This window comes from Methylophaga sp. UBA2513 (assembly GCF_002341285.1).
Lineage (GTDB): Bacteria > Pseudomonadota > Gammaproteobacteria > Nitrosococcales > Methylophagaceae > Methylophaga > Methylophaga marina.
In genome coordinates this window covers 1-25,053 of record NZ_DDNT01000008.1, presented here as the reverse complement: position 1 = coordinate 25,053, position 25,053 = coordinate 1, and the positions used below count along the sequence as shown (strand labels likewise).

The 25,053-nt window shown below is 40.0% G+C and carries 22 protein-coding genes; all 22 read right to left on the bottom strand.

Translation table 11 applies throughout. The features are described 5' to 3' along the window. Window positions 1–32: 32 nt before the first annotated feature. The 22 genes from B3V56_RS04550 to B3V56_RS04445 all read right to left on the bottom strand — a co-directional run bounded on the left by B3V56_RS04550 (window position 33) and on the right by B3V56_RS04445 (window position 24,863). On the bottom strand, window positions 33–1,118 hold the full coding sequence (locus B3V56_RS04550; protein WP_289281607.1) for a DegT/DnrJ/EryC1/StrS family aminotransferase: 1,086 nt from the start codon (window positions 1,116–1,118) through the stop codon (window positions 33–35). Continuing rightward, window positions 1,118–1,477, bottom strand: coding sequence for a sugar 3,4-ketoisomerase (locus B3V56_RS04545; protein ID WP_289281606.1), 360 nt, complete (start codon window positions 1,475–1,477; stop codon window positions 1,118–1,120). The genes B3V56_RS04550 and B3V56_RS04545 overlap by 1 nt, the downstream gene beginning before the upstream one ends. 1 nt (window position 1,478) lies before the next feature. After that, window positions 1,479–2,429, bottom strand: a complete 951-nt coding sequence (locus B3V56_RS04540) for a glycosyl transferase (RefSeq protein WP_289281605.1) — start codon at window positions 2,427–2,429, stop codon at window positions 1,479–1,481. Beyond that, window positions 2,422–3,150 carry a class I SAM-dependent methyltransferase gene (locus tag B3V56_RS04535; protein ID WP_289281604.1) on the bottom strand — a complete coding sequence of 243 codons (729 nt, stop codon included), beginning with the start codon at window positions 3,148–3,150 and terminating at the stop codon, window positions 2,422–2,424. Before B3V56_RS04535 ends, B3V56_RS04540 begins: the two co-directional genes overlap by 8 nt. Continuing rightward, entirely contained in the window at window positions 3,143–3,919 is a 777-nt protein-coding gene (locus tag B3V56_RS04530; RefSeq protein ID WP_289281646.1) for a TIGR04325 family methyltransferase, read from the bottom strand. The genes B3V56_RS04535 and B3V56_RS04530 overlap by 8 nt, the downstream gene beginning before the upstream one ends. Window positions 3,920–3,936: 17 nt before the next feature. Then, the gene (locus B3V56_RS04525; RefSeq protein WP_289281603.1) at window positions 3,937–4,830 is read right to left on the bottom strand and encodes a glycosyltransferase; all 894 of its coding nucleotides are present in this window, start codon (window positions 4,828–4,830) and stop codon (window positions 3,937–3,939) included. Next, window positions 4,827–5,423, bottom strand: a complete 597-nt coding sequence (locus B3V56_RS04520; protein WP_289281602.1) for an FkbM family methyltransferase — start codon at window positions 5,421–5,423, stop codon at window positions 4,827–4,829. Before B3V56_RS04520 ends, B3V56_RS04525 begins: the two co-directional genes overlap by 4 nt. Before the next feature lie 100 nt (window positions 5,424–5,523). Beyond that, window positions 5,524–6,204 carry an SAM-dependent methyltransferase gene (locus B3V56_RS04515; RefSeq protein WP_289281601.1) on the bottom strand — a complete coding sequence of 227 codons (681 nt, stop codon included), beginning with the start codon at window positions 6,202–6,204 and terminating at the stop codon, window positions 5,524–5,526. Then, window positions 6,201–7,490, bottom strand: a complete 1,290-nt coding sequence (locus tag B3V56_RS04510) for a flippase (protein WP_289281645.1) — start codon at window positions 7,488–7,490, stop codon at window positions 6,201–6,203. The genes B3V56_RS04515 and B3V56_RS04510 overlap by 4 nt, the downstream gene beginning before the upstream one ends. Before the next feature lie 30 nt (window positions 7,491–7,520). Then, window positions 7,521–8,483: a GDP-L-fucose synthase gene (gene fcl, locus B3V56_RS04505; RefSeq protein WP_289284007.1), complete on the bottom strand. Its 963-nt coding sequence runs from the start codon at window positions 8,481–8,483 to the stop codon at window positions 7,521–7,523. 3 nt (window positions 8,484–8,486) lie between these two features. After that, window positions 8,487–9,605 carry a GDP-mannose 4,6-dehydratase gene (gene gmd / locus B3V56_RS04500; protein WP_286305416.1) on the bottom strand — a complete coding sequence of 373 codons (1,119 nt, stop codon included), beginning with the start codon at window positions 9,603–9,605 and terminating at the stop codon, window positions 8,487–8,489. Between the two features lie 463 nt (window positions 9,606–10,068). Next, complete coding sequence (locus B3V56_RS04495) at window positions 10,069–11,238, bottom strand: nucleotide sugar dehydrogenase (protein WP_289281598.1); 1,170 nt, start codon at window positions 11,236–11,238, stop codon at window positions 10,069–10,071. 4 nt (window positions 11,239–11,242) lie between these two features. Next, window positions 11,243–13,108 (bottom strand): glutamine--fructose-6-phosphate transaminase (isomerizing), encoded by a 1,866-nt coding sequence (gene glmS, locus B3V56_RS04490; RefSeq protein WP_289284006.1) that lies wholly within the window; start codon window positions 13,106–13,108, stop codon window positions 11,243–11,245. Window positions 13,109–13,180: 72 nt separating this feature from the next. Then, a complete protein-coding gene (locus B3V56_RS04485; protein ID WP_289284005.1) occupies window positions 13,181–15,094 on the bottom strand; it encodes a nucleoside-diphosphate sugar epimerase/dehydratase in 1,914 nt (637 codons plus the stop codon). A gap of 80 nt (window positions 15,095–15,174) precedes the next feature. Next, window positions 15,175–16,053, bottom strand: coding sequence for a dTDP-4-dehydrorhamnose reductase (gene rfbD, locus B3V56_RS04480; protein ID WP_289281594.1), 879 nt, complete (start codon window positions 16,051–16,053; stop codon window positions 15,175–15,177). Beyond that, window positions 16,053–16,601: a dTDP-4-dehydrorhamnose 3,5-epimerase gene (gene rfbC / locus B3V56_RS04475; protein WP_289281593.1), complete on the bottom strand. Its 549-nt coding sequence runs from the start codon at window positions 16,599–16,601 to the stop codon at window positions 16,053–16,055. The genes rfbD and rfbC overlap by 1 nt, the downstream gene beginning before the upstream one ends. Further along, on the bottom strand, window positions 16,602–17,486 hold the full coding sequence (rfbA, locus tag B3V56_RS04470) for a glucose-1-phosphate thymidylyltransferase RfbA (RefSeq protein WP_289281592.1): 885 nt from the start codon (window positions 17,484–17,486) through the stop codon (window positions 16,602–16,604). Continuing rightward, entirely contained in the window at window positions 17,483–18,556 is a 1,074-nt protein-coding gene (gene rfbB, locus B3V56_RS04465; RefSeq protein WP_289281591.1) for a dTDP-glucose 4,6-dehydratase, read from the bottom strand. The genes rfbA and rfbB overlap by 4 nt, the downstream gene beginning before the upstream one ends. Before the next feature lie 204 nt (window positions 18,557–18,760). Continuing rightward, window positions 18,761–19,867 carry an alpha-hydroxy acid oxidase gene (locus tag B3V56_RS04460; RefSeq protein WP_289281590.1) on the bottom strand — a complete coding sequence of 369 codons (1,107 nt, stop codon included), beginning with the start codon at window positions 19,865–19,867 and terminating at the stop codon, window positions 18,761–18,763. 2 nt (window positions 19,868–19,869) lie between these two features. After that, a complete protein-coding gene (locus tag B3V56_RS04455; protein WP_284722093.1) occupies window positions 19,870–20,553 on the bottom strand; it encodes a Fe2+-dependent dioxygenase in 684 nt (227 codons plus the stop codon). A gap of 50 nt (window positions 20,554–20,603) precedes the next feature. After that, window positions 20,604–22,835 (bottom strand): TonB-dependent receptor, encoded by a 2,232-nt coding sequence (locus tag B3V56_RS04450; RefSeq protein WP_289284004.1) that lies wholly within the window; start codon window positions 22,833–22,835, stop codon window positions 20,604–20,606. Between the two features lie 1,356 nt (window positions 22,836–24,191). Next, a complete protein-coding gene (locus B3V56_RS04445; protein ID WP_289281588.1) occupies window positions 24,192–24,863 on the bottom strand; it encodes a TorF family putative porin in 672 nt (223 codons plus the stop codon). Between the last annotated feature and the right edge of the window lie 190 nt (window positions 24,864–25,053).

Genomic DNA, 25,053 nt, shown 5'->3' with positions numbered 1-25,053 from the left:
ATGATAAAGATGACTTAAATCATCATTAAAAACTAGGTCTGCCATTTATTCATAACATCAATTACTTCATAAACGTCATCCTGGGAATGAAAATATGAGATGGGCAGACTGAGAGTCGTTTGATGAATTTCGTCACTGATTGGATAGTTCCCATGCAGAACATTCTTCATCGCTTTTTGTTTAACAGGAGGAACAGGGTAATGAACTTCAGTTTTAATGTTGTTCTTCAATAGATATTCTTTCAACTCATCACGTCGTTCAGTTCTAACATTAAATATGTGATAAACATCGAAATAATCTTCATCAACAACAGGCATGATAAACTTGTCACTTAGGTTATCAAAATAAAGCTTTGCTAACGAACGTTTGTGATTATTGATATTGTCCAAGACGTTTAATTTTATAGATAAAAAAGCTGCTTGAATTTCGTCTAACCTGGAGTTATAGCCAATAACATCGTTATAATACTTTTCCTGACTACCATAATTTCTCAAAGCTTGAATACGTTCTTGATAGTCTTTATCGGAACATGTGATAGCACCGGCATCCCCTAATGCACCAAGATTTTTAGTCGGATAGAAACTAAAGCAACCGACCCCAAAACTTCCCACTTTTTGGCCTTTATAAGTTGCCCCATGCGCCTGTGCACAGTCTTCAATAATTTTTAAATCATATTTTGTTGATAAAGCAGATATTGAATCCATATCACAGGCTTTACCATATAAGTGCACGACAAGTATTGCTCTAGTCTTATCGGTAATTTTCTCTTCTATTTTAGTCGGGTCGATATTATAAGTATTAATATCTGGTTCAATTAAAACAGGTTTAAACCCATTACGAACAATAGAAAGAATTGTCGCAATATATGTATTTGAAGGAACAATAATCTCACTGCCTTCAGGGAAGTCAAATGCATCAATAGCTAGAATAAGTGCATCTAAGCCTGATGCTAGACCAACACAATATTCAGAACGACAATAATCAGCAAATGCATCTTCGAATAGAGACACATTTTTACCTAATATATACCAGCCACTCTCTAGAAAATTTTGGAAACTTTCTATGTAATCTCCAAATAATTTCTCATTAACCTTTCTTAAGTTTTCATATTCAATCATCAGTATGGCGCATCAATATAGTCATTTACATCGTAATACTCTGAGGCAAATACTAATAATGTTGAACCTGGCGTAAAGTTATCCATCGTGTGCCAATCCTGAGGTTCAACAATCAAACACTTGTCAGATTCATCTAGAATAAACGTTTGTTCTTCAATACCATTATTAATATATATTTCACAACTTCCTCCGAGTGAAACTAAAGCTTGGACCGTCTTGTGATGTCGATGTCCACCTCTTTTACCTCTGACATCATAAACATAATAAAACCGTTTAATTTCAAAAGGGAGCACCTTTTCTATGATTGTCAGTTTGCCTCTTTCATCACCAAACGTTGGTAAATCAATCAAATATGCCATTCTATTCCTTTGTTATAAAATCGGTATCATAGACGTTGTATATTCCCTTCATTTTTCTTTTCAGAACTCTAATTGGCTCTTTCCAATGAAAAGGTATCTTTCCTGAAATACCACTATAACAACCTGATCTATCGAGAGACTGTATCATCTGGCTTATTTGCTGTAAGTGGATTACATAAGGTTTATAGAGAAGAGATATATTTTTTTTATTTAAAAAATAAAGACCTAACTCGACTTTGTCTTTAGTAATAAATTTGAAATTATGGAAATGGTAAAAAATCAATTTAAATTGAGAACTAGATAAGTCGTATTGCTGAACATTCCAAGGAGCTACTCCCCCACCTAAATGCTGGAGTACATGCACCCCCTCAAACCGGTCAGTCCAGTCATCTAAATATTTTTGATCTCCAAACTTGCCATCTTCAAAATGAGCGAAACACCAATCAATACATGCATTACGCCACCAATTCAATGCTTTCATACCATCGGAAGTGTTTTTAAAAGTCATAAACTGTACACAATATATACCACTGGTACTGCTTTGATCATACGCTGGAGTATAACGATGTTCTGTGAGCAAAATAGATTTATCGCCCATTTCTTCAATTAAGATTGCTGGGTCTCCAAAAAAATACAGATCTGCATCTAGGTAGGTGCATTCATGCAGCTTAAACTTTTCAATACAATATTTAATTGTCGACGGTGTACAAGTCCAGCAATATTCCCCTGCTCCACGTGTATGCTTGATAGCTAAAAGCTTCTCGTCTTCGAACTGTTCGAGAGAGATAACAGTAACAAACTCGAGATTAAGTTTTATTAGTAGGTCATAAGCTTTATTATCGAATGCAAAAATATATAGATGAAAAGCTGTTGTTTGTAGCTTTAAGGATTCATACATCGCTAAGCCACGAGTTAAGTAATTACTATCAAAAAGTGTACAGTAGTTATACATTTTGGGTTTTCTTTGCTAAGACAACATTATCCAAATATAAGTCATCATTTTTAGGTAGTATTTTACCGAGAAGAAGTCCTATTGTATTGACTGGTGCGGTTAATAGTATGCTAAGAAATAAGTTTATCCATAAATTGGATGTATTAGTTACTTTGAATAAATAAGCACTTAAAAGTTGAAAAACAACCTCGATACCATTGTTAGTCTTCTCAGCTTCGATAATCTCAAAACCATTCTTTTCAAGAATATGCTTCAAACCAAAAGAAGAATATCTAGCATAATCATACGGCTGTTCATGCTCATCCCAAGCAAAAGGTACTGTTAAAAGCAATAGTCCATTAATCTTTGTGACGCGATTTATTTCCTTTAGAAACTCATCAGGATTAAAGACATGCTCAAAAACTTGATTAGTCAAGATACTATCAAAATAGTTATTTCCGAAGGGAATAGTTTTACCATCATAGAATGAATCAGCAAACTGATGATTCCTGTTTCCTTCATCATCAATTTCTAAGCCAATATACTGCTCAACTTCACAGAGCGATCGATATGGTTTTGTACCACAGCCAATATCTAATAATTTGCCATCAAGGTGAACGACCTTATTCGCTACACTATTAAAGAGGCCTTTTCTTGCAAAATAAAACGGATTAATAAATAAACCGATAAAACCAGGGTTGAACTGTTCCCTAATATATAAAGCCTTAAGTTGATTAATCACGTTTGAAGATCATTCCTTTAAACATACAATCACGACTATTAACTTCTAAACTAGTGAAAGACTCTATCAATTTATATCCATTTTTAAGATAGTGTTCGACAAATGAAGTCTCACTAAAAAACCAACATGGGTAGCTAGCACTGTAAATTACCGGAGAGACAACTTGAAGCTTTAACTGATCTTTATCATCATGAGAAAATGGGGTTCTGTCTACGACGATATAATCAAACCTTCTTTTCAATAATTGCTCCATTAATTCATATGGCTTTTCAATATATTGCATGACACTAGATAGCAATAATACATTGGGTTGCTGTTCATCAAGACAACTGTCTAAATCAGGATAAAATCTAAGGCAGTCATCGGAAAAGTATTGCTTGCCAATGTTTACAAAATTAGGTTGCTCAATGATATTCCATGAAACTTTATCAAACAGTTCAAGGAACTTTTTATTTTGATAATAACTACTACCTAACCCACCACCGAAATCAAGCACTCGGATAGAACCTGAACTCACAGAAGAAAGTAATATTCCACTTAATAATGGCCATGAGTAACATACTTCATCAAAAACTACACTATCTCGCTCATATGCGGCTTCACCACTTTTAACTTTCAGAGCTGATTCTTTAACTTTATTCAAAATGTCATCTTGATCGTATCCTGTCGAGTGACAACATACCTCCTCCCAAGAAGAATAATTTCCTTTCCAACCATATTTCCGACCTCTGAACTTATTCAGGAAAGTAAAAAAAATCGGTGGTATCAATGACTTTAACAAGCTTTTCAATTCAGTACTCGTTTGAGTTTTTTTAATAGTCTTCTAAGAAGGTTAAGTGATGTTGATTTAAAAAAACACTGCATTTTTTGTTTCGCGATTGTGTTTTCATGTAGTTTTATTCTGGTTAGTTTTTTGTAATGATACCCAATCTCCTGAGAGAAAAAGTCACTTTGTGAACAGTGCGTACCACTGCCATCATTACCAATGTTTTGAACGTATGATTTTCCTGGATATAGAGTTAACATATTTTCTAGAAAAGTTGACATGTACCATCTTATAGCCCAAGAATTATTTTTGCCCTCAATTTGGTCTTCAAGCATTTTCGTATATTGATAACTACCATTGAAATCAGCCTCGTTTTGCAGTCCACTAGACGTTAACTTTTCCAACAAAACTTTTCCATCTGGCTCAAAAATATTCCAGGCTCGTTTCCATGTAGCCCAGCCCCAGCAATCAGCACCTTTAATAAAAAAAGTCTCTGGAAGTTTATCGATTGGATAGATATATCCATGTATGGAAGCTACATTCTCATCATTTTCATACAATGACAACCCATCATTCATGTAGTTAAGAAAATGTGGACTGGTTACAAGATCATCCTCTAGAACGATTACCTTTCCAAACTCATTAGTAATTCTCGTAACACCATCAATTATTGAACTCGCCAAGCCATAGTTAGTTCGACGCTCTATGATCGATACGTTTTTAAATCCTTTGATTGATTTTATATATTCTCTTACAGCCTTGACTAGAGGTATTGCGCTATCATTTTTTGGAGCATCACTGTATATAAAAAGCTCACTATCTGTAGCAAGACTATTTTTTTGAAGTGCTTCAATTGTTTGCTGAGTATGCCACGGACGGTTATACACAAATAGAACTATCGGTGCTAAGGTCACTTCCTAGCCTCTTTGTAAAACAAAGTATTAAATGTTTTTGCAAACAAAACATAATTGATAGACTTCATATATTCATGTATCTCAAAATCTAAGCTTTCGATATTGCTTAAATTGAGTTGTTCAGTTAATACCCAGCTTGGGCGATATTTTTCCCAATCATTCGACTTAAGCACATCTAAATCAAAACCTTCGACATCTATCGATAAAAAATCTATTCGCTGCCCATTAAGGTATTTATCAAATATATCTGATAAAGGCTCAACCTCAACACTTATTGTTTTAATATGTTTGTATCGTGTTTGTGCTAATCGGTCATTCAAAACATTAACATCAAATGTATTTAAGGCTGGCTCATCAAACATGTAATAATCCAGTTTTTTTGATTGACATGAAATACCAATATTTAAGTTGATATCTCTTCTTCTTAAACTATTAAATAAATTAAACAAGTCTGGGTTCGGCTCAATATTGATACCATTCCACCCGAATTCTCTATATAAAGAATAAGTATTTGAAAACCTTTTAGGGTGATGTGCACCTACATCCACATAAACCCCCTTTTTTTTGCCATCAAAAATACGACGCAAGATCATATCTTCTCCTTCTTGTGAGAAGGAAAGAGTTGAATAGTACCCGTACCATATTTTGGAAAAAAAATTAATCAGACAATCGAGGGTGAACTTCTTCAGAATCTTAATCTGCATGCTGTATACTTGCTGACATAGAGAAAACAGGCTGGACATTGGCTACTGGTTGGAAATTAAAGTCTCGTGATAAAAAGATAGAAGTCGTCCATGTATAGTTATTTATTGGACCGAACCCATGAAAATCTATTTCTATAAAGTTCATTTCGTCCCTCAAATATTTTGCTGTATTCTTATACCAATCGGAGTTATCTAAAATTACCATCACCCCTTGATTTGTTTCTTTATTTAAAAAAGAACTAATCTTTTTTGCACATGCTTCACGTTCAATCCCATCAATAATAACTACATCATAACTTCCTGACGGTATGTCTGTGTATGTTTCTTTATTTCTGTATATTATTTTTTGGTTGCCCATAATTTTTTTCTTTGTCTTCAGATACCATTCTTCATCATGTTCAATAGATGTAACTTGTCTCGCTCTTGAAGCCCAAAAAGACGAGGAGTTACCGCTACCAAACTCTAATATTTTTTTACCTGAAAAGTCTAAATTTCTAAGATACTCAATTGACGGATATGTGTACCATGGGATTTTTTCATCAGTGGAATCCACACAATCCCAATTTTTGATTGTTTTGAACTGGCCGTATTCAGAAGCAAGTATCCGAAAGTTGGTTAGCTGCTTCTTAAGAGCATCAGGCAAAATCCATTTAAACAATTTTATTATCATAAATTAACCTTAAAAAAGAATGCTTTTAACTTCATGTAAAACGTCACACGAGTTTTTTTTGTAAAAAAGTCGAAGAAAAAACCAGCTACGGCATAACTGATCAGAGTTGCAAAGGCTGCTCCCCCTATTCCATATACGGGAACCAGTGAGAAATTAAGTATAATGTTGATTAACATCCCATAAAATGTTCTTAAGAAAGCTAAGCTTTGTAAATTTTCAGAAAGATACCAACTACCACTGACCACACCTAAATAAACAAAAACACTCGCCCAAATGTGTATTTTTAGTACATCCGTCGCAGCCATGTACTCTTCTCCAAACAAAATGGTTATCAACCAGTCACTTGTATAAGTCATAAAGGCCGAGATTATAACGGCACTCCAGACAATAAATGTGTATAACCTCTGTAGTCGTGTGTAGTATAAATCTAGACTAACTTTCTTCGCATTGAGAACTGCAGGAAATAGAGAATTTGCAATAATCATTGGAATAAAATAAAAAGCTTCACTCAGTCGAACTGCCGCCGCATAGACTCCAACAGCCTCGTCGCCCATTATGTTTTTAATCATTACCTGATCTATTTTCATATAAATAGAAGCAACTAAACCAGAGAAAGCTAATGGTAGAGAGCTTTTTATAAGACTTTTCGCCATTACTCTATCAAAATACCACTCTCTTGGATTTAACTCACTGACATAGCGGTAGCTCACCAATAAACCCAAACAAAGAACCGCGGTATCAAAGACAATTACCCATACAAATGAAATCAATGGAGCGTTATTTAAAATAAGCACAACTTTAGTCAAGCTTGATACCCCTAAGCTTATAGAGTTTGCAATTGCTACATATTTTGACTGAACTTTTGATTGATAGTAATAATCAATTACATTAAAACTTTGGAATATTAGTGAGCCCGCTATTATGAAAATTATGAGTTTTGTATATAAATCATGTTCAATAAAAATGAATATGCCAGCTAAGATAGGGAAAATTAAAATTGCACCGATTAGTTTTAAGCCAAATGCAGTTCCTAATAAAATGTTCCTCTTAGTATCATCATTTACCAATTCACGTACAACAACTCCATCCAAGCCTAAAGTTGAAATAACACTGAACAAAAAAACAAAACTTTGTGCGTAGTTGTACAAACCGAATTGTGCAGGACCTAAATATCTCGCAACCCAAATCCCAACAAACAAACCTATCACAACTCTTAATAGCCTTTCAGCCATTAGCCATGTCGTGTTTTCTAAATAACGCCTAAGTCCTCGGTGGTTAGTAAACACTTTCAGCTTATCTATCACTTGAAGATGTCACTACGTTCTTGAGTTATTTAAATTTTCTGTAAACCAGCTGTATGTACGAACAAGTCCATCAACTAACGAAATACCTGCTTTCCAACCAAGAGAGTTAATTGTTGTGACATCCATCAGTTTTCGCATAGTTCCATCAGGTTTTGTAACATCAAAGACAATCTCGCCTTGATACCCTATGACTTCCGCAACCGTCTCAACCAACTCCCGAATAGTACAGTCAACTCCTGTTCCGACATTTATATGTGAAAGCATTGGATGAGTGTGCCGTTGATACTTACTGATATCCAAATTCATAACAAATACTGATGCTTCGGCCATATCATCAACATGTAAAAATTCACGCATCGGTTTTCCACTTCCCCAAGCAATAACCTGTTTATCGCCGTTCACTTTTGCTTCGTGGATACGTCGAATTAACCCAGGTATTACATGAGAATTGTCAGGGTGGAAGTTGTCATTTTCACCATAGAGATTTGTAGGCATGACGCTTCGATAATCTCGTCCATATTGTCGGTTATAGCTTTCACACAACTTAATACCGGCAATTTTTGCAATAGCATAAGACTCGTTGGTGCTCTCTAAAATACCAGTGAGTAAAGCCTCTTCCTTCATAGGCTGTTCTGCATTTTTGGGATAAATGCATGATGAGCCTAAAAACAATAACTTTTGAATATCATTCTGATGAGCAGCATGGATAATGTTGGCTTCAATCATCATGTTTTGATAAATAAACTCAGCAGGATATTCATTATTGGCATGAATACCCCCCACTTTTGCAGCAGCGAGATAGACTTGGTCAATCTGATGAGATTGAAAAAAATGATTAACTGCTTGCTGATTGGTTAAATCTAAATCACGACGTTCTGCAGTGATAATGCGATTGTTTTTGTCTTTTTCTAACTGACGAATGATTGCTGATCCCACCATACCATTGTGACCAGCGACAAAAATATTCAGGCTCATAATTTATTCAACACTCACAGGTACTTCATGGCCATGTAATTTCAGTAAGGCATGACGTTTTGCAATATTAAGATCTTCAGCAACCATTTCAGCACACATTTCTTGCACGGTAATTTCTGGTTCCCACCCTAATTCATGTTTAGCCTTAGCAGGATCACCCAGTAAAGTTTCCACCTCAGCAGGTCGGAAATAACGTTCATCAACTTCGACAATGACATCACCAATACTCAGAGCAGGAGCGTTTTCACCCTCGATTGAGACAACAATAGCTTTTTCTGTAGTACCTTCGCCTTCAAACTCTAGCGTGATGCCCAACTCCTGTGCTGACCAGCTAATAAATTGTCGAACTGAATATTGCACACCGGTGGCTATAACAAAATCTTCTGGCTTGTCTTGTTGCAACATCATCCATTGCATACGCACATAATCTTTTGCATGCCCCCAGTCACGCAATGCATCCATATTGCCCATGTATAACTTCTTTTCCAGTCCTTGAGCAATATTCGCTAAACCACGGGTAATTTTACGTGTGACAAAGGTTTCACCACGGCGGGGAGATTCATGATTAAACAAAATGCCATTGCAGGCATACATGCCATAAGACTCGCGGTAGTTGACCGTGATCCAGTAAGCATAGAGTTTAGCAACAGCATAAGGGGATCGAGGATAGAAAGGTGTTGTTTCTTTCTGGGGAATTTCTTGCACTAAACCATAAAGTTCAGAAGTAGATGCTTGATAAAAGCGTGTTTTCTTTTCAAGACCTAACAATCGAATAGCCTCTAAAAGTCTAAGCGTACCCATCGCATCAACATCAGCTGTGTATTCAGGTGACTCGAAAGAGACTGCGACGTGAGACTGCGCACCTAGGTTATATACTTCGTCAGGTTTAACTTGTTGTAAAATGCGAGTCAGGTTGGATGAGTCCGTTAAATCGCCGTAGTGCAATATAAAGTTTTTATTATCGACATGAGGATCTTGATAGATATGATCGACGCGTTGTGTGTTAAAACTTGACGCACGTCGTTTTATCCCGTGAACGATATAGCCTTTTTCAAGTAAAAACTCGGCTAAATAAGATCCATCTTGCCCTGTAATGCCAGTGATTAATGCAACTTTACTCATTGACTATCCTGATTGTTCTTCTTAAATATTTGTTTAAAATTGCGGCTAAGTATAAACGGAATGACGTTATCATTCAGAACTAGTATTAATAATACCTCTGAACAATCAAAGTTTATTTTATATTTTTATAGAAAATAAATAGTTATAAGCTGTTTAAACTTAAAGTTAAACTTACCCTGCCATAGAGACTCATGACATTAGTATTCTTTTTGCGAAACCAGATATAAGTTTTATGAATAGGAGAAGATGAGCATAGACATGACTTGATAGGAAATTTTATAAGAAAGTGAAAACTCATCCCAATAGCTATGCGTTTAGCTCGGCTTACTTGGGTGGCACAGATGCCAGAAATAAAATTTCCCCGCCATCCATGGCAGTCTACTCAGATATTTCATATTGGCATCCATGCCACTTCTTTATCTTATAACTAATAAAACGTTTACTCAGTGATCATTTTCTCATTCTAAGCATCACCACCGAATAAATCTCGTGTATAGATTTTATCTTTCACATCGATAATATCTTCAGTGAGGCGATTAGCTAAAATTACATCCGCCTGAGATTTAAACTGATTGAGATCATTCACAACTTTTGATCTGAAAAACTCAGCATCCTCAAGTACAGGCTCATAAACGATAACCTCAATACCTTTGGCTTTAATACGTTTCATCACACCTTGAATAGCTGAGGCCCTAAAATTATCAGAACCGGATTTCATCACTAACCGGTAAATGCCGACAACTTTAGGATTTTTGTTAATGATTGAGTTAGCAATAAAGTCTTTTCTTGTAGTATTGGCATCAACAATCGCTTTGATGATGTTATTAGGCACATCTTCGTAATTGGCCAATAATTGCTTAGTGTCTTTTGGCAAACAATAACCACCATAGCCAAATGAAGGATTGTTATAGTGACTACCAATGCGTGGATCTAAACCGACACCTTCGATAATCTGACGTGAGTCCAAACCGTGTGCTTCTGCGTAACTATCAAGCTCATTAAAGTACGCCACCCGCATAGCAAGGTAAGTATTCGAGAATAACTTAATCGCTTCGGCTTCTGTGCTGTCAGTCACCAAAACGGAGACATCCGGTTTAAGCGAGCCTTCAACCAGTAACTTAGCAAAGGTTTCTGCACGCTCACTTTTCTCTCCAACAACAATCCGTGAAGGATATAAATTATCGTAAAGCGCTTTGCCTTCTCTTAAAAACTCTGGTGAGAAGAAAATATTATCAACACCAAAACGTTGCTTAATTTCTGCAGTATACCCAACTGGTACAGTAGACTTAATTATCATCACAGCATCAGGATTGATACTTTTTACATCCTGAATAACCGCTTCTACAGACTTTGTATTGAAATAATTGGTATCTGGGTCGTAATCGGTTGGTGTGGCAATGACGACGTAATCAGCATCGTTATAGGCATCCGCTTTATCCAGTGTCGCCCGAAAATCTAGTGTTTTATTTTGCAAAAAATCTTCAATTTCAGCATCAACGATTGGCGATTTTTTGTTATTGAGCAGGTTTACCTTCTCCTCAATAATATCTAAAGCCACGACTTGATGCTTTTGAGCTAATAAGACGGCCAGTGAAAGGCCAACATACCCTGTCCCTGCGATTGCTATTTTCATATTTTTACTCAACTGTAACGGATTTCGCTAAATTTCTCGGTTGATCCACATCAGTGCCTTTGATTAAGGCAACGTGGTAACACAATAACTGCAATAAGATATTGTAAGTAATAGGTGCGGTAATTCGACCGACATTGGTCGTTGCTTTCACTACTTTGAAACTGGTCTCTGAACTGATATCGCTGCGTTCATCTTCAAACACAATCATCTGCCCGCCTCGAGCTTTGACTTCCTGTAAATTGGATTTTAACTTTTCCAATAAATCATCAAGAGGGGCGATAGCAATAACTGGCATGGTTTCATCGATTAAAGCCAAAGGACCATGTTTCAGTTCACCTGCAGGATACGCCTCTGCATGAATATAACTGATTTCTTTTAACTTTAAAGCCCCTTCCAGAGCAATCGGAAACATCGTGCCACGTCCTAGAAATAAAGCATGTTGTTTATCTGCGAATAACTGGGAGATATCACGAATCTCCTCTTCATGTTCGAGGGCCATACGAATCAAATTAGGTAGTTTCTGCAAACCACCTGCGATCATAGATTCACGCTCTTTACTTAATCTTTTTTGGACTTTACCTAAGCTTGTGAGCAGTAAAGCCAGTACAACAAGCTGAGTAGTAAATGATTTGGTTGACGCCACACCAATTTCGGGCCCGGCATGCGTCAGATAAGTCATATCAGCATCACGTGTCAGACTGCTCTCTGCTACATTACAAATACTTAAGGAAGTAATGCCATCTAAATCATGGACTTTTCTATAGTGATTAATCTGATGCAGTGCAGCCAGTGTATCAGCGGTTTCGCCTGATTGACTTATCATTACAAACAACGTGTTATTCAGAATCACCGGATTGCGATAACGGAACTCACTGGCCACTTCAACCTGACATGGCAAACCGATAATGTCTTCCATCCAATATTTAGTGACCATACCCGCGTGATAACTGGTACCACAAGCGATGATGTGAATTTGCTCAACCGTTTTAAAGATTTGCTCAGCTTTGGGGCCAAAACTCGATACCAAAACCTGATCCTGTGTGATACGCCCTTCTAACGTGTCAATCACGGCTTGGGGCTGTTCAAAGATCTCTTTGTGCATGTAATGGCGATGCTCACCCAGCTCAACCGACGTAATATTCAGGCTTGACTGTTTTACAGGGCGTTCAACTACTTCACCTGTTGCCGCACTATAAATTTCGACCTTGTCCCGGGTTAACTTGGCAACATCACCGTCTTCTAGAAAAATAAAATTCTGTGTAACGGGAAGCAACGCTGAGACGTCCGAAGCAATGAAGTGTTCACCAATGCCAATTCCTATGACCAAAGGACTTCCCTTTCTGGCAGCCACCAGCATATCTGGATGAGACTTATCCATTACGCCTAGAGCGTAGGCCCCATCAAAGACTTTCAGAGAACGCAAAACCGCCTGTAAAAGATCATTATCCTGTTGCAGTTCTGCGTGAATTTCATGAGCAACGACTTCAGTATCGGTTTCAGAAGTAAAGCGATAGCCTTGAGCAAGTTGTTTTTGTTTTAATGATTGATAATTCTCAATAATACCATTATGTACGACCGCCACTTGATTGTTACAAATGTGTGGATGAGCATTATTTTCAGAAGGTATTCCGTGTGTCGCCCAACGTGTGTGAGCAATACCGATTCGACCAGTAAACGGGGCATTTAATTGATCAACTTTATCCTGAAGTTGTTGTATTTTTCCCAAAGATCGAACACGATGTAGTTCGTTGATATCATCAAGCAGCGCCATTCCAGACGAATCATAACCGCGATATTCCAGTCTTCGTAACCCTTCCATCAAGATGGGGCTAACATTCCTTTCAGCGATTCCGCCGACTATTCCACACACTAAATTAAATCCTCTTGAAATACAGCACCAGTATAGTTTAAGTGAGACTCTGGCGATATAAAGAATGCACTTCTAGACATCGTTCCCCAGCCAATCACTTAACTCACATTGAGGAATAAATCCATCAATCGTGTCTAGCAATATAGCTCGTGCTTTTTGACAGTCATCATATTTGTTAGCGAGTTCCAGTTCTCGAATGATTGTGACCAAAGCTGGCCACTCAATCACACACTCTTCTGCCCGCATTATTTTCTCATGTTCGGTCGCCGATACATTATCACCGATGAGCAGTTCTTCATAAAGCTTTTCACCGGGTCTGAGACCAGTATAGGCAATTTCAATATCACCATTTGGGTTCTCTTTATCACGTATCGTGAACCCACTTAAATGGATCATGCGTCTTGCTAAATCAACAATCTTGACCGGTTCGCCCATATCGAGCACAAAGACATCACCACCTTTGCCCATGGCGCCAGCCTGGATAACTAAGGCTGCAGCTTCAGGAATTGTCATAAAATAGCGGATGATCTCAGGGTCAGTCACCGTTACCGGTCCACCTTTGGCAATCTGGTCTCTGAATAATGGCACCACAGATCCCGATGAGCCCAAGACATTACCAAACCTGACCATGGTAAAGCGCGTTTTGTTATACAACGTTTTTGATTCGGCAAAAGCCTGAAGCACTAACTCTGCAAAGCGCTTTGTTGCCCCCATGGTATTGGTTGGACGAACAGCCTTATCGGTTGAGATAAGTACAAAAGTTTCCACCTCGGCATCAATCGCAGCCTGCGCGCAATGCAGTGTGCCAAACACATTATTACGGATACCTTCATTGGTATTTCTCTCAACAATTGGCACATGTTTATAGGCCGCTGCATGATAAATAGTATTCACGCCAAAACGCCGACATACCATCTCGACACGCTGCTGATTAAGCACTGTTCCCAGCATAGAGTAAACAGGAATATCTAAAGCTAATGACGCCAGTTCACGCTCAATTTGATAAAGATTAATTTCGCTCGCTTCATAAAGAACCAGACAGGATGGCGATAAATGGATAACTTGCCGACAAAGCTCTGAACCAATAGAACCACCAGCACCGGTCACCATCACCGCTTTATCCGTGATATTTTTGCTTAACAAATTATTAATCGGTGCTACAGGTTCACGACCTAATAAATCAGCGATATCCACTTCCTGAATATCAGAAACTTCCAGGCGTCCTTCTGCAATATCCATCAAATCAGGTAATGTTCTGACGTGGACAGGATAATGCTCCAGCAGTTTTAATATCTCACTTCTGCGACGACGACCCGCCGATGGCATTGCCAGTAAAATGTCTCTGACCTTAAAACGTTCAATCAGCCTGGCAAGCTGGTCAACACCATAAACCGTCATGCCATTAATTTGTTGTCGCCACAATGTTGCGTTGTCGTCAATAAACGCCACGGGACGCATCTGATTACTCAATTTCATCAATGCTGCGGCTTGTGCGCCAGCTCGTCCAGCGCCATAAATTAAGACAGGTGGAATATAACGAACGGCATTGAGCTCTTTCCAGAGATGATGATCGCTTTTCACTATCAACCATCTCGCCATCATGCGACTCCCCCCTACAAACAACATCAAGATGATTGCTTGAATGGCATAAACCGTTCTGGGCACTAACCCGGCCAAGTCATCAGCGGTCAACACGATGACAGAAAAAATCAAGGTAAACAGCAATACAGCCTTGGCAATTGTCCAGATAGCATCCATGCCGATATAACGAATAATCGCCCGATATAAACCTGACTTTATAAAAATGGGGATAGCGAGAACGGGGGCAAGAACAAAGATCCACAACTGCTGGTTCGGCGGAATATAAAACTCACCTAAGCGTAAAGAAAAAGCTAACCATAATGAGAATGGGATGGCTAAAAAATCCAGTATGACACTGATCGTTCTTTTTATTGGCCGAGGTCTGTTCAAAAACCATAGGCCCATTTTTTTTACAATTGATGGGTATGTCAACGTAATACACTCAGTAAGTTTTGGCTAATACACTTCAAGAAGACAGAAGATTATCACTCTTCTCCGCTCATTACCCACTCCAGTGTGGTTTGCCAGTCTGGCAAAGCAAGGTCAAAATGTTGTTTTAACTTTGTATTATCGAGTAAAGAATTAGCTGGACGATTTGCCGGCGTTGGATAATCACGCGTGGAGATAGGATGAAGCTTCGGCACTGAGTGTCCTTGTGCAGCCATTAAATTAAATATTTGCTGGGCAAAACCAAACCAACTGGCTCGGCCGGCACCAGATAGATGGTATACACCGCTATGGTTCTGCCAGAAGTCTGTTTGTTGGTGACTTTGCGAAATGACTTGCGCCGTTACGTCAGCGATGTGACGAGCCCATGTTGGTGTACCTATCTGGTCGTGAACAATGGATAACTGCACTTTATCAATCGCTAACCTTTTCATCGTATTGAGAAAGTTAGCCCCTCTTGCACCATAGACCCAACTGGTTCTAAAGATCATATATTTATCTGTGGCATTACTAATAGCCAATTCACCTGCCAATTTTGTTCTGCCATACACATTGAGCGGCTGAGTTTCCGCGTCTTCGGTCCAGGCTTTATCACCACTGCCACTAAATACATAATCGGTTGAGTAATGAATAAGCGGGATATCACGATTTTTGGCGACTTCAGCTAATATCTGTGGGGCAAGAGCATTGACCTTATATGCCAGCTCTTGTTCAGTCTCAGCTTTATCAACAGCTGTATAGGCTGCCGCATTGACAATTAAATCAGGTGCCAATTGTTCTACTTTTTCAGCTAACTCATCTGTCTTGCTTAGATCAAGTGTTTTACTGTCTGTGGTAACAACATCACCAAGACACGACAGGCTTCTTATTAACTCATGCCCTACCTGACCATGCTTTCCCGTTATTAAAATACGCATTAATCGTAGAATTCCGCTTCGTTAAAATGTGCTCCCTGCTGATCTTTCGCAGATAGAGAAGGCGATTTATCTAATAGAGGCCAGTCGATATCCAAGGCGGGATCATTCCATAACAAACAGCGTTCATGTTCCGGCGCATAATAATCTGTGGTTTTATATAAAAAATCGGCAGATTCACTTAATACAAAAAAGCCATGGGCAAAGCCTGGCGGCACCCACAACATATCATGATTTTCTGCTTTGAGATGAACCCCTACCCATTGACCAAACGTCGATGATGACTGTCTCAAATCCACAGCCACATCATACACTTCGCCTGAAATCACTCGTACTAATTTACCTTGCGCATGTTGGATTTGATAATGCAGACCACGTAAAACATTTTGTGAAGATCTTGAGTGATTGTCTTGGACAAATTCGGTGTCCACGCCAGTGAGTGCTTCAAATTGTTTTTTATTGAAGCTTTCCATAAAAAACCCTCGTTCATCGCCAAAGACTCTGGGTTTAAGAATTTTCACATCCGGCAGTGTCGTTTCAATAACTTGCATTTAATAAATCTTTTCGTGAATTAAGTTCATCAGATAATCGCCATAGCCACTTTTTACTAATGGTTTAGCTAATGCTAGAAGCTGATCCGCATCAATGTAACCTTGTCGATAAGCAATTTCTTCAGGACACATCACTTTCAACCCCTGACGTTTTTCTATGGTTTGAATAAATTGTGATGCTTCAAGTAACGAATCATGTGTGCCTGTGTCCAGCCAAGCCATGCCTCGGCCCATGACTTCCACGTGCAGCTCGCCCTTATCTAGATAGTGTTGGTTCACATCCGTTATCTCATACTCCCCGCGTGCTGAAGGTTTGAGACTTTCTGCAATATCAACAACCTGGTTATCGTAAAAATACAGCCCGGTGATAGCATAGCGAGATTTAGGTTTAGCCGGTTTTTCTTCGATACTTAATGCCTTTCCTGCATCATCAAACTCGACCACACCATAACGTTCTGGATCAAACACCGGATAGGCAAACACTGTTGCCCCTTTTTGTCTGTCATCCGCTTCCGACATTAAATCCGCTAAATCGTGGCCATAATAAACGTTATCGCCCAGCACTAAAGCCGTACTACTATCACCAATAAAGGATTTTGTTAGGGTAAATGCTTGGGCAATCCCTTCTGGTTTTTCCTGTACCACATAACTTAATTCCAGTCCCCACTGACTTCCATCCCCTAATAGTTGCTGGAGTCGTGGTGTATCTTGGGGGGTTGAAATAATGCAGATTTCCCTCATGCCGGCCAGCATCAGTGTCGATAATGGATAATAAATCATCGGTTTATCATACACAGGCAGTAACTGTTTACTAATGGACTGTGTGACGGGATGAAGTCGTGTACCACTGCCACCGGCAAGAATAATCCCTTTTCGTTGACTCATGATGCCTGTTCTCCCAACCCTAAGCGCTCTTGTTGATAACTACCATCCATGACACGCTCATTCCACTCACGGTTGTCGATATACCATTCCACTGTTTTACGTAGGCCAGTAGTAAATGTTTCTTTTGGCGTCCATCCTAATTCACGATTGATTTTAGTAGCATCAATCGCATAACGTTGATCATGACCAGGGCGATCCGTGACAAAAGTAATCAAATCTCGATGAGGACAATGTTCAGATTCGGGTAATAATTCATCCAGAATGTCACAAACACGATGCACAACATCAAGATTGGTATGTTCGTTAAAGCCGCCAATATTATAGCTTTCGCCCAGCTTCCCTTGTTCCAAAACAAGCTGTAAGGCATCCGCGTGATCATCCACATACAACCAATCACGGATATTATCGCCTTTGCCATAGACTGGTAAGGGTTTGCCCACCAATGCATTATTGATAATCAGTGGAATCAATTTTTCAGGAAACTGATAGGGACCGTAATTATTAGAGCAGTTGGTCATGACAACGGGTAGACCATAGGTGTGATGCCAGGCACGAACCAAGTGATCACTCCCTGCTTTGGTCGCTGAATAGGGTGAATTTGGTTGATAAGGTGTTGTCTCTTCAAACAAGCCTGTTTCACCTAAGGTGCCATATACCTCATCGGTGGAGATATGATGGAAACGAAATTGTGCCGCAGCATCTTTATCAAGCGTTTTCCAGTACTGTCTGGCAGCTTCTAATAAGACGTAGGTACCCACTAAATTGGTTTGCACGAAATCCGCAGGCCCGTCTATTGAGCGATCAACATGTGATTCTGCCGCTAGATGCATGATTGCAGTAGGCTGATACTCCTTGAACAAAGCATTCATTTTTTCCGCATCACAGATATCGGCTTGTTCAAAATGATAACGCGGATTGTCAGCAACAGGTAGAAGTGACTCCAGATTACCTGCGTAGGTCAGTTTATCAATATTGATAATGTGATAATCACTAACTTCGATAAGACGACGAATCAAGGCTGAACCAATAAATCCAGCCCCCCCGGTAACAAAAAGTGTTTTCCTTGACACAGATAGCTCTTCTATATTGAGTGAATTGAATATTTGCCAGCTAAAAGTAGCATTAGTGAGAACTGGAAGCAACGCAGAAGCTGTGTTTTTTACGAATGTCGACACATCATTTCAATGAATGCAAAGCTACGTAAAAGCTATCTACATTAAGAACGATATTTTGTTAGTCACTATTTATTACAGTAAGAACTTGTTTAGGCCAGTTTAATATTGAAGTGAATGAGAAGTAATACTCTCGATTGTTGGGGTACCAGCCAAGCTCATCGTCACTTCCAACTCTTCGCGTAGAATCCTCAATAAATGGGCAACGCCTAGTGCCCCCGCTACTGCCAAAGCGTAAAATTGCGGCCGCCCGAGACAAACTAAATCAGCTCCCAAAGCCAGCGCTTTAAAAGTATCCGTACCACGTTCTACAGCGCCATCATAAAGAACCACAAAATCAGTACCCACCGCTTCTCTTATGACAGGCAACATCTCAATGGATGATGGCACGCAATCCAGCGTGCGACCACCATGGTTTGACACCACTACGCCAGCTAGTCCCAACTCTCGGGCTTGCACGGCATCGATGGGTGACAGAATGCCTTTCAGGATAATGGGAAGCGTCGTCTGTTTTTGCAGCCAACGAATATCCTCCCAAACTGGTGCTTCACTCATCATGCCCTGAAAAACAACACTCTGACTGGGTTCAAAGCTTTGTCTTGGCAGAGGAGGCCGATCTTTAAGATTCACTGCCTCCACACCTTCAGGCAAGACAAAGCCAGCACGCTGAGCACGATTACGGATGCCATGCAGAGAAGCATCGACAGTGACAACTAAAGCACTATAACCAGCCTGCTCTGCACGTCTGACCAAACTCAGCGTAAACTCTTTATCTTGCTGAAAATAGAGCTGAAACCATTTCGTTTGGGATGTACTTGCAGCAATATCTTCGAGAGAACGTGTCGCTAGTGTACTGACTATCATGCCTGTCTCTAAGTGATTGGCAGCTTCTGCTGTCGCTAACTCAGCTTGTGGATGAGCAAGCTGTTGAAATGCGACAGGGGCTAACATCAAAGGGTGACGAAAAGGCTGTCCAAGCACGGTGGTATGTGTTCCCCCTTTTGTACAATCCTTTAACACGGAAGGTAGAATGAAATACTCATCTAATTTCTGGCGATTACGTCTCAAGGTGATTTCATCAGCTCCGCCACCGACAACGTATTCATACACAGCATGACTTAAATGTTGTTTCGCATAGCGAGCATAGTCAGCAGCACACACTAAGTCCTGTGGTATCGAGTTTAGCGGCGTCTTTAATGATTTTTCCATACTTACGTCTCAGCCCATTGTCTTAACAGGTTTTGATAGATGTTGGTTAAACGCATAATATCCTGATGTTGGTGCTCATGTTGTGTCGTTAATGATTGGATACTCTGATCCAGATCAAACAAGATCTGACGTTGCTCATTGTCACGAACCATACTTTGCATCCACATAACGCAAGCAAGGCGTTCGCCATCAATGACAGGCTTAACTTGATGCAGACTACTTGAAGGATACAGAATGAGATCCCCTGCATTAAGTTTTATGTTCTGCTCACCAAATTGCTCCTGAATAACCAGTTCCCCCCCTTTATAATCGTCAGGTTCACTCAGAAATAAGGTAGCAGAAAGATCGCTACGTACACGCGTTGGTGTGCCTGGTACAAAACGGATGGCATTATCGACATGGTTACCATAGGTTTGTTTACCTTGGTATCGATTAAACATCGGAGGAAAGATTTTAAGTGGCAAGGCAGCCGACATAAATAGAGGTTGTTGAGCTAGTGCATCCAACACAATATCGCCGAGGTGATGTGCGAGTGTTGAGCTTTCATCCAACTGCTGATTCTGTTTAACAGCGCTGGCTTGCGCTCCAGCAGTTATCTTACCATCAAGCCATTCTCCTTTTGCTAAGTGTTCATTGAGTTTACTGAGATCAGTTTTTGAGAACACCTCAGGTATAACCATTAGCATGTCATTAGCTCCAAAAAAAACGGGCCCGAAGGCCCGTTATCATAACCTGATCAGAACTTATAGGTCAGATTGACATTGGCGCTTCTTGCATCACCTTTATAGACGATGCTGCCACCTCGATATAACGCAGTATAGTAATCCTTATCAAACAAATTAAGAATATTGGCACGGACTGTCATGTTGTCGTTGATTTCATAAGAAGCAAAGGCATCATAAACAATATATCCAGGAATACTGATATCAGTATTAGCGGCCGCATCTGGCTGTCCGCCAAACATGCCACTGGAATAGGTCACCACCCCACCAAAGGCGAATTTTTGCGTGGCCTGATATTTTAATTGACCATTAAAGCTACGTTTCGCGAAGTTAGCTTTTGGTTTACCTTCATCAGCAGGATCAAAGGCTTTCAGTGTTTCTGAATGCATCAAAGCAAGCCCCATTTGACCACTCAACCTATCTGTGATGTTACCCGATAGACCAAGTTCGATACCACGAACACGGTTTTCACCCGTGTTAAGACTACCACCACCTGAATATGAGTCATTCCCACCTTCAATAACGTCATCTTTAGTGATTTGAAACACCGCAGCTGTTAACAACAAGTTGTTCTCAAGCAGGTTCCATTTGGTACCAATTTCTAAATTGGTAGACTGCTCAGGATCCGCACTCTTGTAGTTGCCATCAGAGTCTGAACACAAACCACCATAACCACAACTGCCACCAGCATCAGCTTCACCACCATTGATATTGGAAGAAGTGCTCCAGCTGGCATAGATATTACCGTTTTTCCAGGGCGAGAATACAACGCCGGTGTGACCATTCCAGAAACCATCGCTGTAGCTACGATCCATTTCAGCTTGAGGTCCTCCGCGACCATTCCTAGCAGCTGTCCACAGATCATAATCGAAATAATCGTAACGAATCCCAGCGAAGACTTCCCAATCTTCATTCAGGGTGATTGTATCCATCAAATAAGCAGAGACTGTCTTCAGCTCTAACTGAGTCGATGCATCGTTTCTACTAGCCGTACCCGACCAAGCATTATTGTTGGGATTGTATGGGTCAACCGCTACGCTCGATGGGTTAACATCATAATTCCCGGCATCCATTTCTTCTTTAGCAAATTCAATACCTGTAACTATCGTATGGCGCTTGCCCCAAAGGTTCTGATCGATAATTAAGTTTGTCTGGTTGCCAAGGTAATCATTTTCCTGCCAACCGGTGAATGACCGCGTACCTGCTGAGCGAGCACTGTAAGCAGTCACGATATACTCGTTTTCAGTTTTACCAATACGCGATTTATTTTCTAATCGCATGCCCTCTGTTAACTCAACATCAAGACCAAATGTAAAAATATCTGCCTTGGAATGTTGGAAGTCTAGTCCGTCCTGGCCAACATAATCATACTTAAGTATTTTGTTGGTATCTCGATCCAGAGCAACACCCGGATCCGTTCGATCATCGGCACGAAAGTGATAATAATCTGCTGTCAGGCTAAGTTCATCGGTCGGCTGATAAACTGCAGACAACAAAGCACCTTGGCGTCGTTTTTCTGCTGGATCTCGATCAGGGACATCTGCCTCACTGTATAAAGCATTAAAGCGAACAGCGAAGTCATCGCTTAGCACTTTATTCGTATCCAGGGTATAGCGCTGATATTCATCCGTACCCAGTCCACCCGATAGCGTTGTAAAGTCATCATCCAGGCTCGCCTTTTTAGTCACGCTATTTACGGCACCACCCGTAGACCCACGCCCTGCAAAAGTTGAACTAGGACCTTTTGTAATTTCAACTTGCTCAAGCGCAAAAGTTTCACGGGTGATAAGGCCTGGGTCACGCAAACCGTCGGTGAATACATCATTACGTGCTTCGTAGCCTCGAATAATATAACGGTCACCGAAAGAATTACCGCCCTCACCCGTACCCAATGTAATGCCAGGCTGTGCGCTCAGAATATCTTTTAATTCTGTCTTACCTGAGTCGATAATCGACTCTTTTGTCAAAACAGTCATGGTTTGTGGCGTTTCGGCAATGTCGCGCGTACGCTTGTTATCAGATAAACGGTTGGCTTTATAAGGCGCATCAGGCTCTGCGTAAGGATTACTTTCTGCAGTAGATTTGTCTCCCTCGATAACAACAGTATCGAGATCGACTTCTTCAGCAAAGGCTGGTGTTGTCATTGCTGATGATAGTGCCATAGCCAATGTCGACATCACCCATTTTTGACTATTGGCTCGACTAGTAAAGCCACTACGCCCCAATTTTGTCTCTTTTTTTGCCATTAAGATTCCTTCACCCTATAAATTAAAATACGAACAATTAGTATTCAATATAATATTAAAAATGATTCATCGCTTTCCCTGACAGGGAATCAAGTCTAGTAATTGCAGATTGAGTCGGACTATAACTTAGCGCACAGGTTACTTAAGCTTAAGGCAGAAGAACAAAGCCTTAGTTTTAGATCAAAAGTGGCTTCTGACCAACTAGAAAACGCTATTGATGAGATGCTCAAACTCATACTTAGGACTTTATCAACCTAATCAGTACCGCCAGAAAATTAATTCCTACTTTTACTGCATTGACAAGCTACATAAGCAGAATTGAGCTCAGCTACACCACTATGACTGACTTTTCTCCATTAATCAGCCAGGCTCAATACCTTCATAACCCTGACATATCAATCTATTTAAATTAAATATCAGTGTTCCTACTAGCAAACTTGTAGACCTTAATGACGCACGCGACAAATCGAAGGCGGTAATAATAATGATTATCCTTTAGAGTTGCAAGCACAAGATAAGGCTAATTTTGTCTTACTCTCATTTACAACTATATCTAGACTAACGAGCTAGTGTTGATAAGGAATATTCAGCTCAAACTATCTGCAGATGATATTAACTGCTTGCTGATTTTCATTATGCAGTAGAGACAATAAGGGTTTTAGCTTAGTCCTCACAGGATCAGAACCATAGAAATTCAGTCAAACATTTAAAGTTAGAAATACTAGAAACCATAAACTTAATGTGATGCGCCAATAGCAATGATGAAGTAAATTTGAATGAAAGCTTAGGCTATCGGCGATGGCGAAAGTGATGAGATTAGAAAACCGCAGGAAATGACTTGAGATATGGTACGCCCGGCAGGACTCGAACCTGCTACCCTCGGCTTAGAAGGCCACAGAGGAATATAATTCATTCAATGACTTAGGCTCGCTTTCACTTTCGCCAAAACGCTTATTTTATGCTCATAAGGCACTGAATTAAAGCGGACTGGAATTGCATGGCGAAAGTAATATTAGCTCAAATAATTGCAACTGCTTCATTGTTATTTGCCATTAAATGAACCGGTCCTTCCCCCCTTTGAATCCACCATAATGTTTATATTGCCCCTCCCCGCAAAATGGTGTCCGGCTTAAGTGAACCAGTACACGCCGCCTGAAGCTGGGACTGAGGACGGACTTGGTGGATTAGAAAGTGTGGAACAGGTCAGTCGAACAAAATATCTCGCCATTGAGAGTTGGAGTTCGCTACTGAACCAACGTTCAGTGAATCATGGCTACATAAAACATTATTTGAACGGCCTGATTTACTCAATTACCTCCTAACATTAGAAGAATTAGTGAAAAAACATCAACGTTTTCATGGGAGATGCATATTAAGACTAATCCAGACATGGTCATCCAGCTCAATGCCATTGCGGCGCTCGCCACCAATTGAATAATGTAGTCCTAAATCCAGAGGCATTCCGGTAACTGCATGCTCAATAGTCAATGTGGCATTGCGAAAAGCAAATGACTGTTTCTTCTCAAAAGCGACCATGCCATTATCAAAGACCGCATCATCAGCGAAATAATACGCCGCTGCCCTGATGCTGACATGAAAGTCGGCCGGGAATGTCTTCACCAAACCGATATTGGTATAAATATCCCCCGTCGAGGTCCAGCTGGCATCGTTAAGCGGAATTTTCAAAATGAAATTGAAACTTCCAATTGAACCTGAAAAGAAAGTTCTCAGGACACCGGCGTCCTCATCAGTGGGGGCATCGCCAGTGAAGCCATGCCTGACGAAACCAGCCTCATACTCAAGCCCACCCACTGAACCACTGTACCCTGCTTTTACATCAAGTTGGTTATTACCGGAATTGCTAAAATCCAGCGTAGAAAACATTCCCCCGATAAACAGACCGTTTTCAGAAGTATATTTGAGGTCAGACTGAACGACAGCGCCATCCCCCATCAGTACGCCACCCCAAATATATTTCGATTTTAGACTGGCACTGACTGATGTCTCAGCGAAGGAAGTTCCGGGCACACTTATCATAATGATAAGCAGGCAAAATCTCCTCAATAGCCCATATTTTGTAACATGCCCCATATCTGCCCAACTCCTGATGAGTATCAGGGAACGTAACTTTTATAAAAATTAGCTCATGAAAGCCGGTATTATCTGCAAAAAAATTGATATATTTTTAAGGTGTTACATTCCAAACATGAGACTGCAG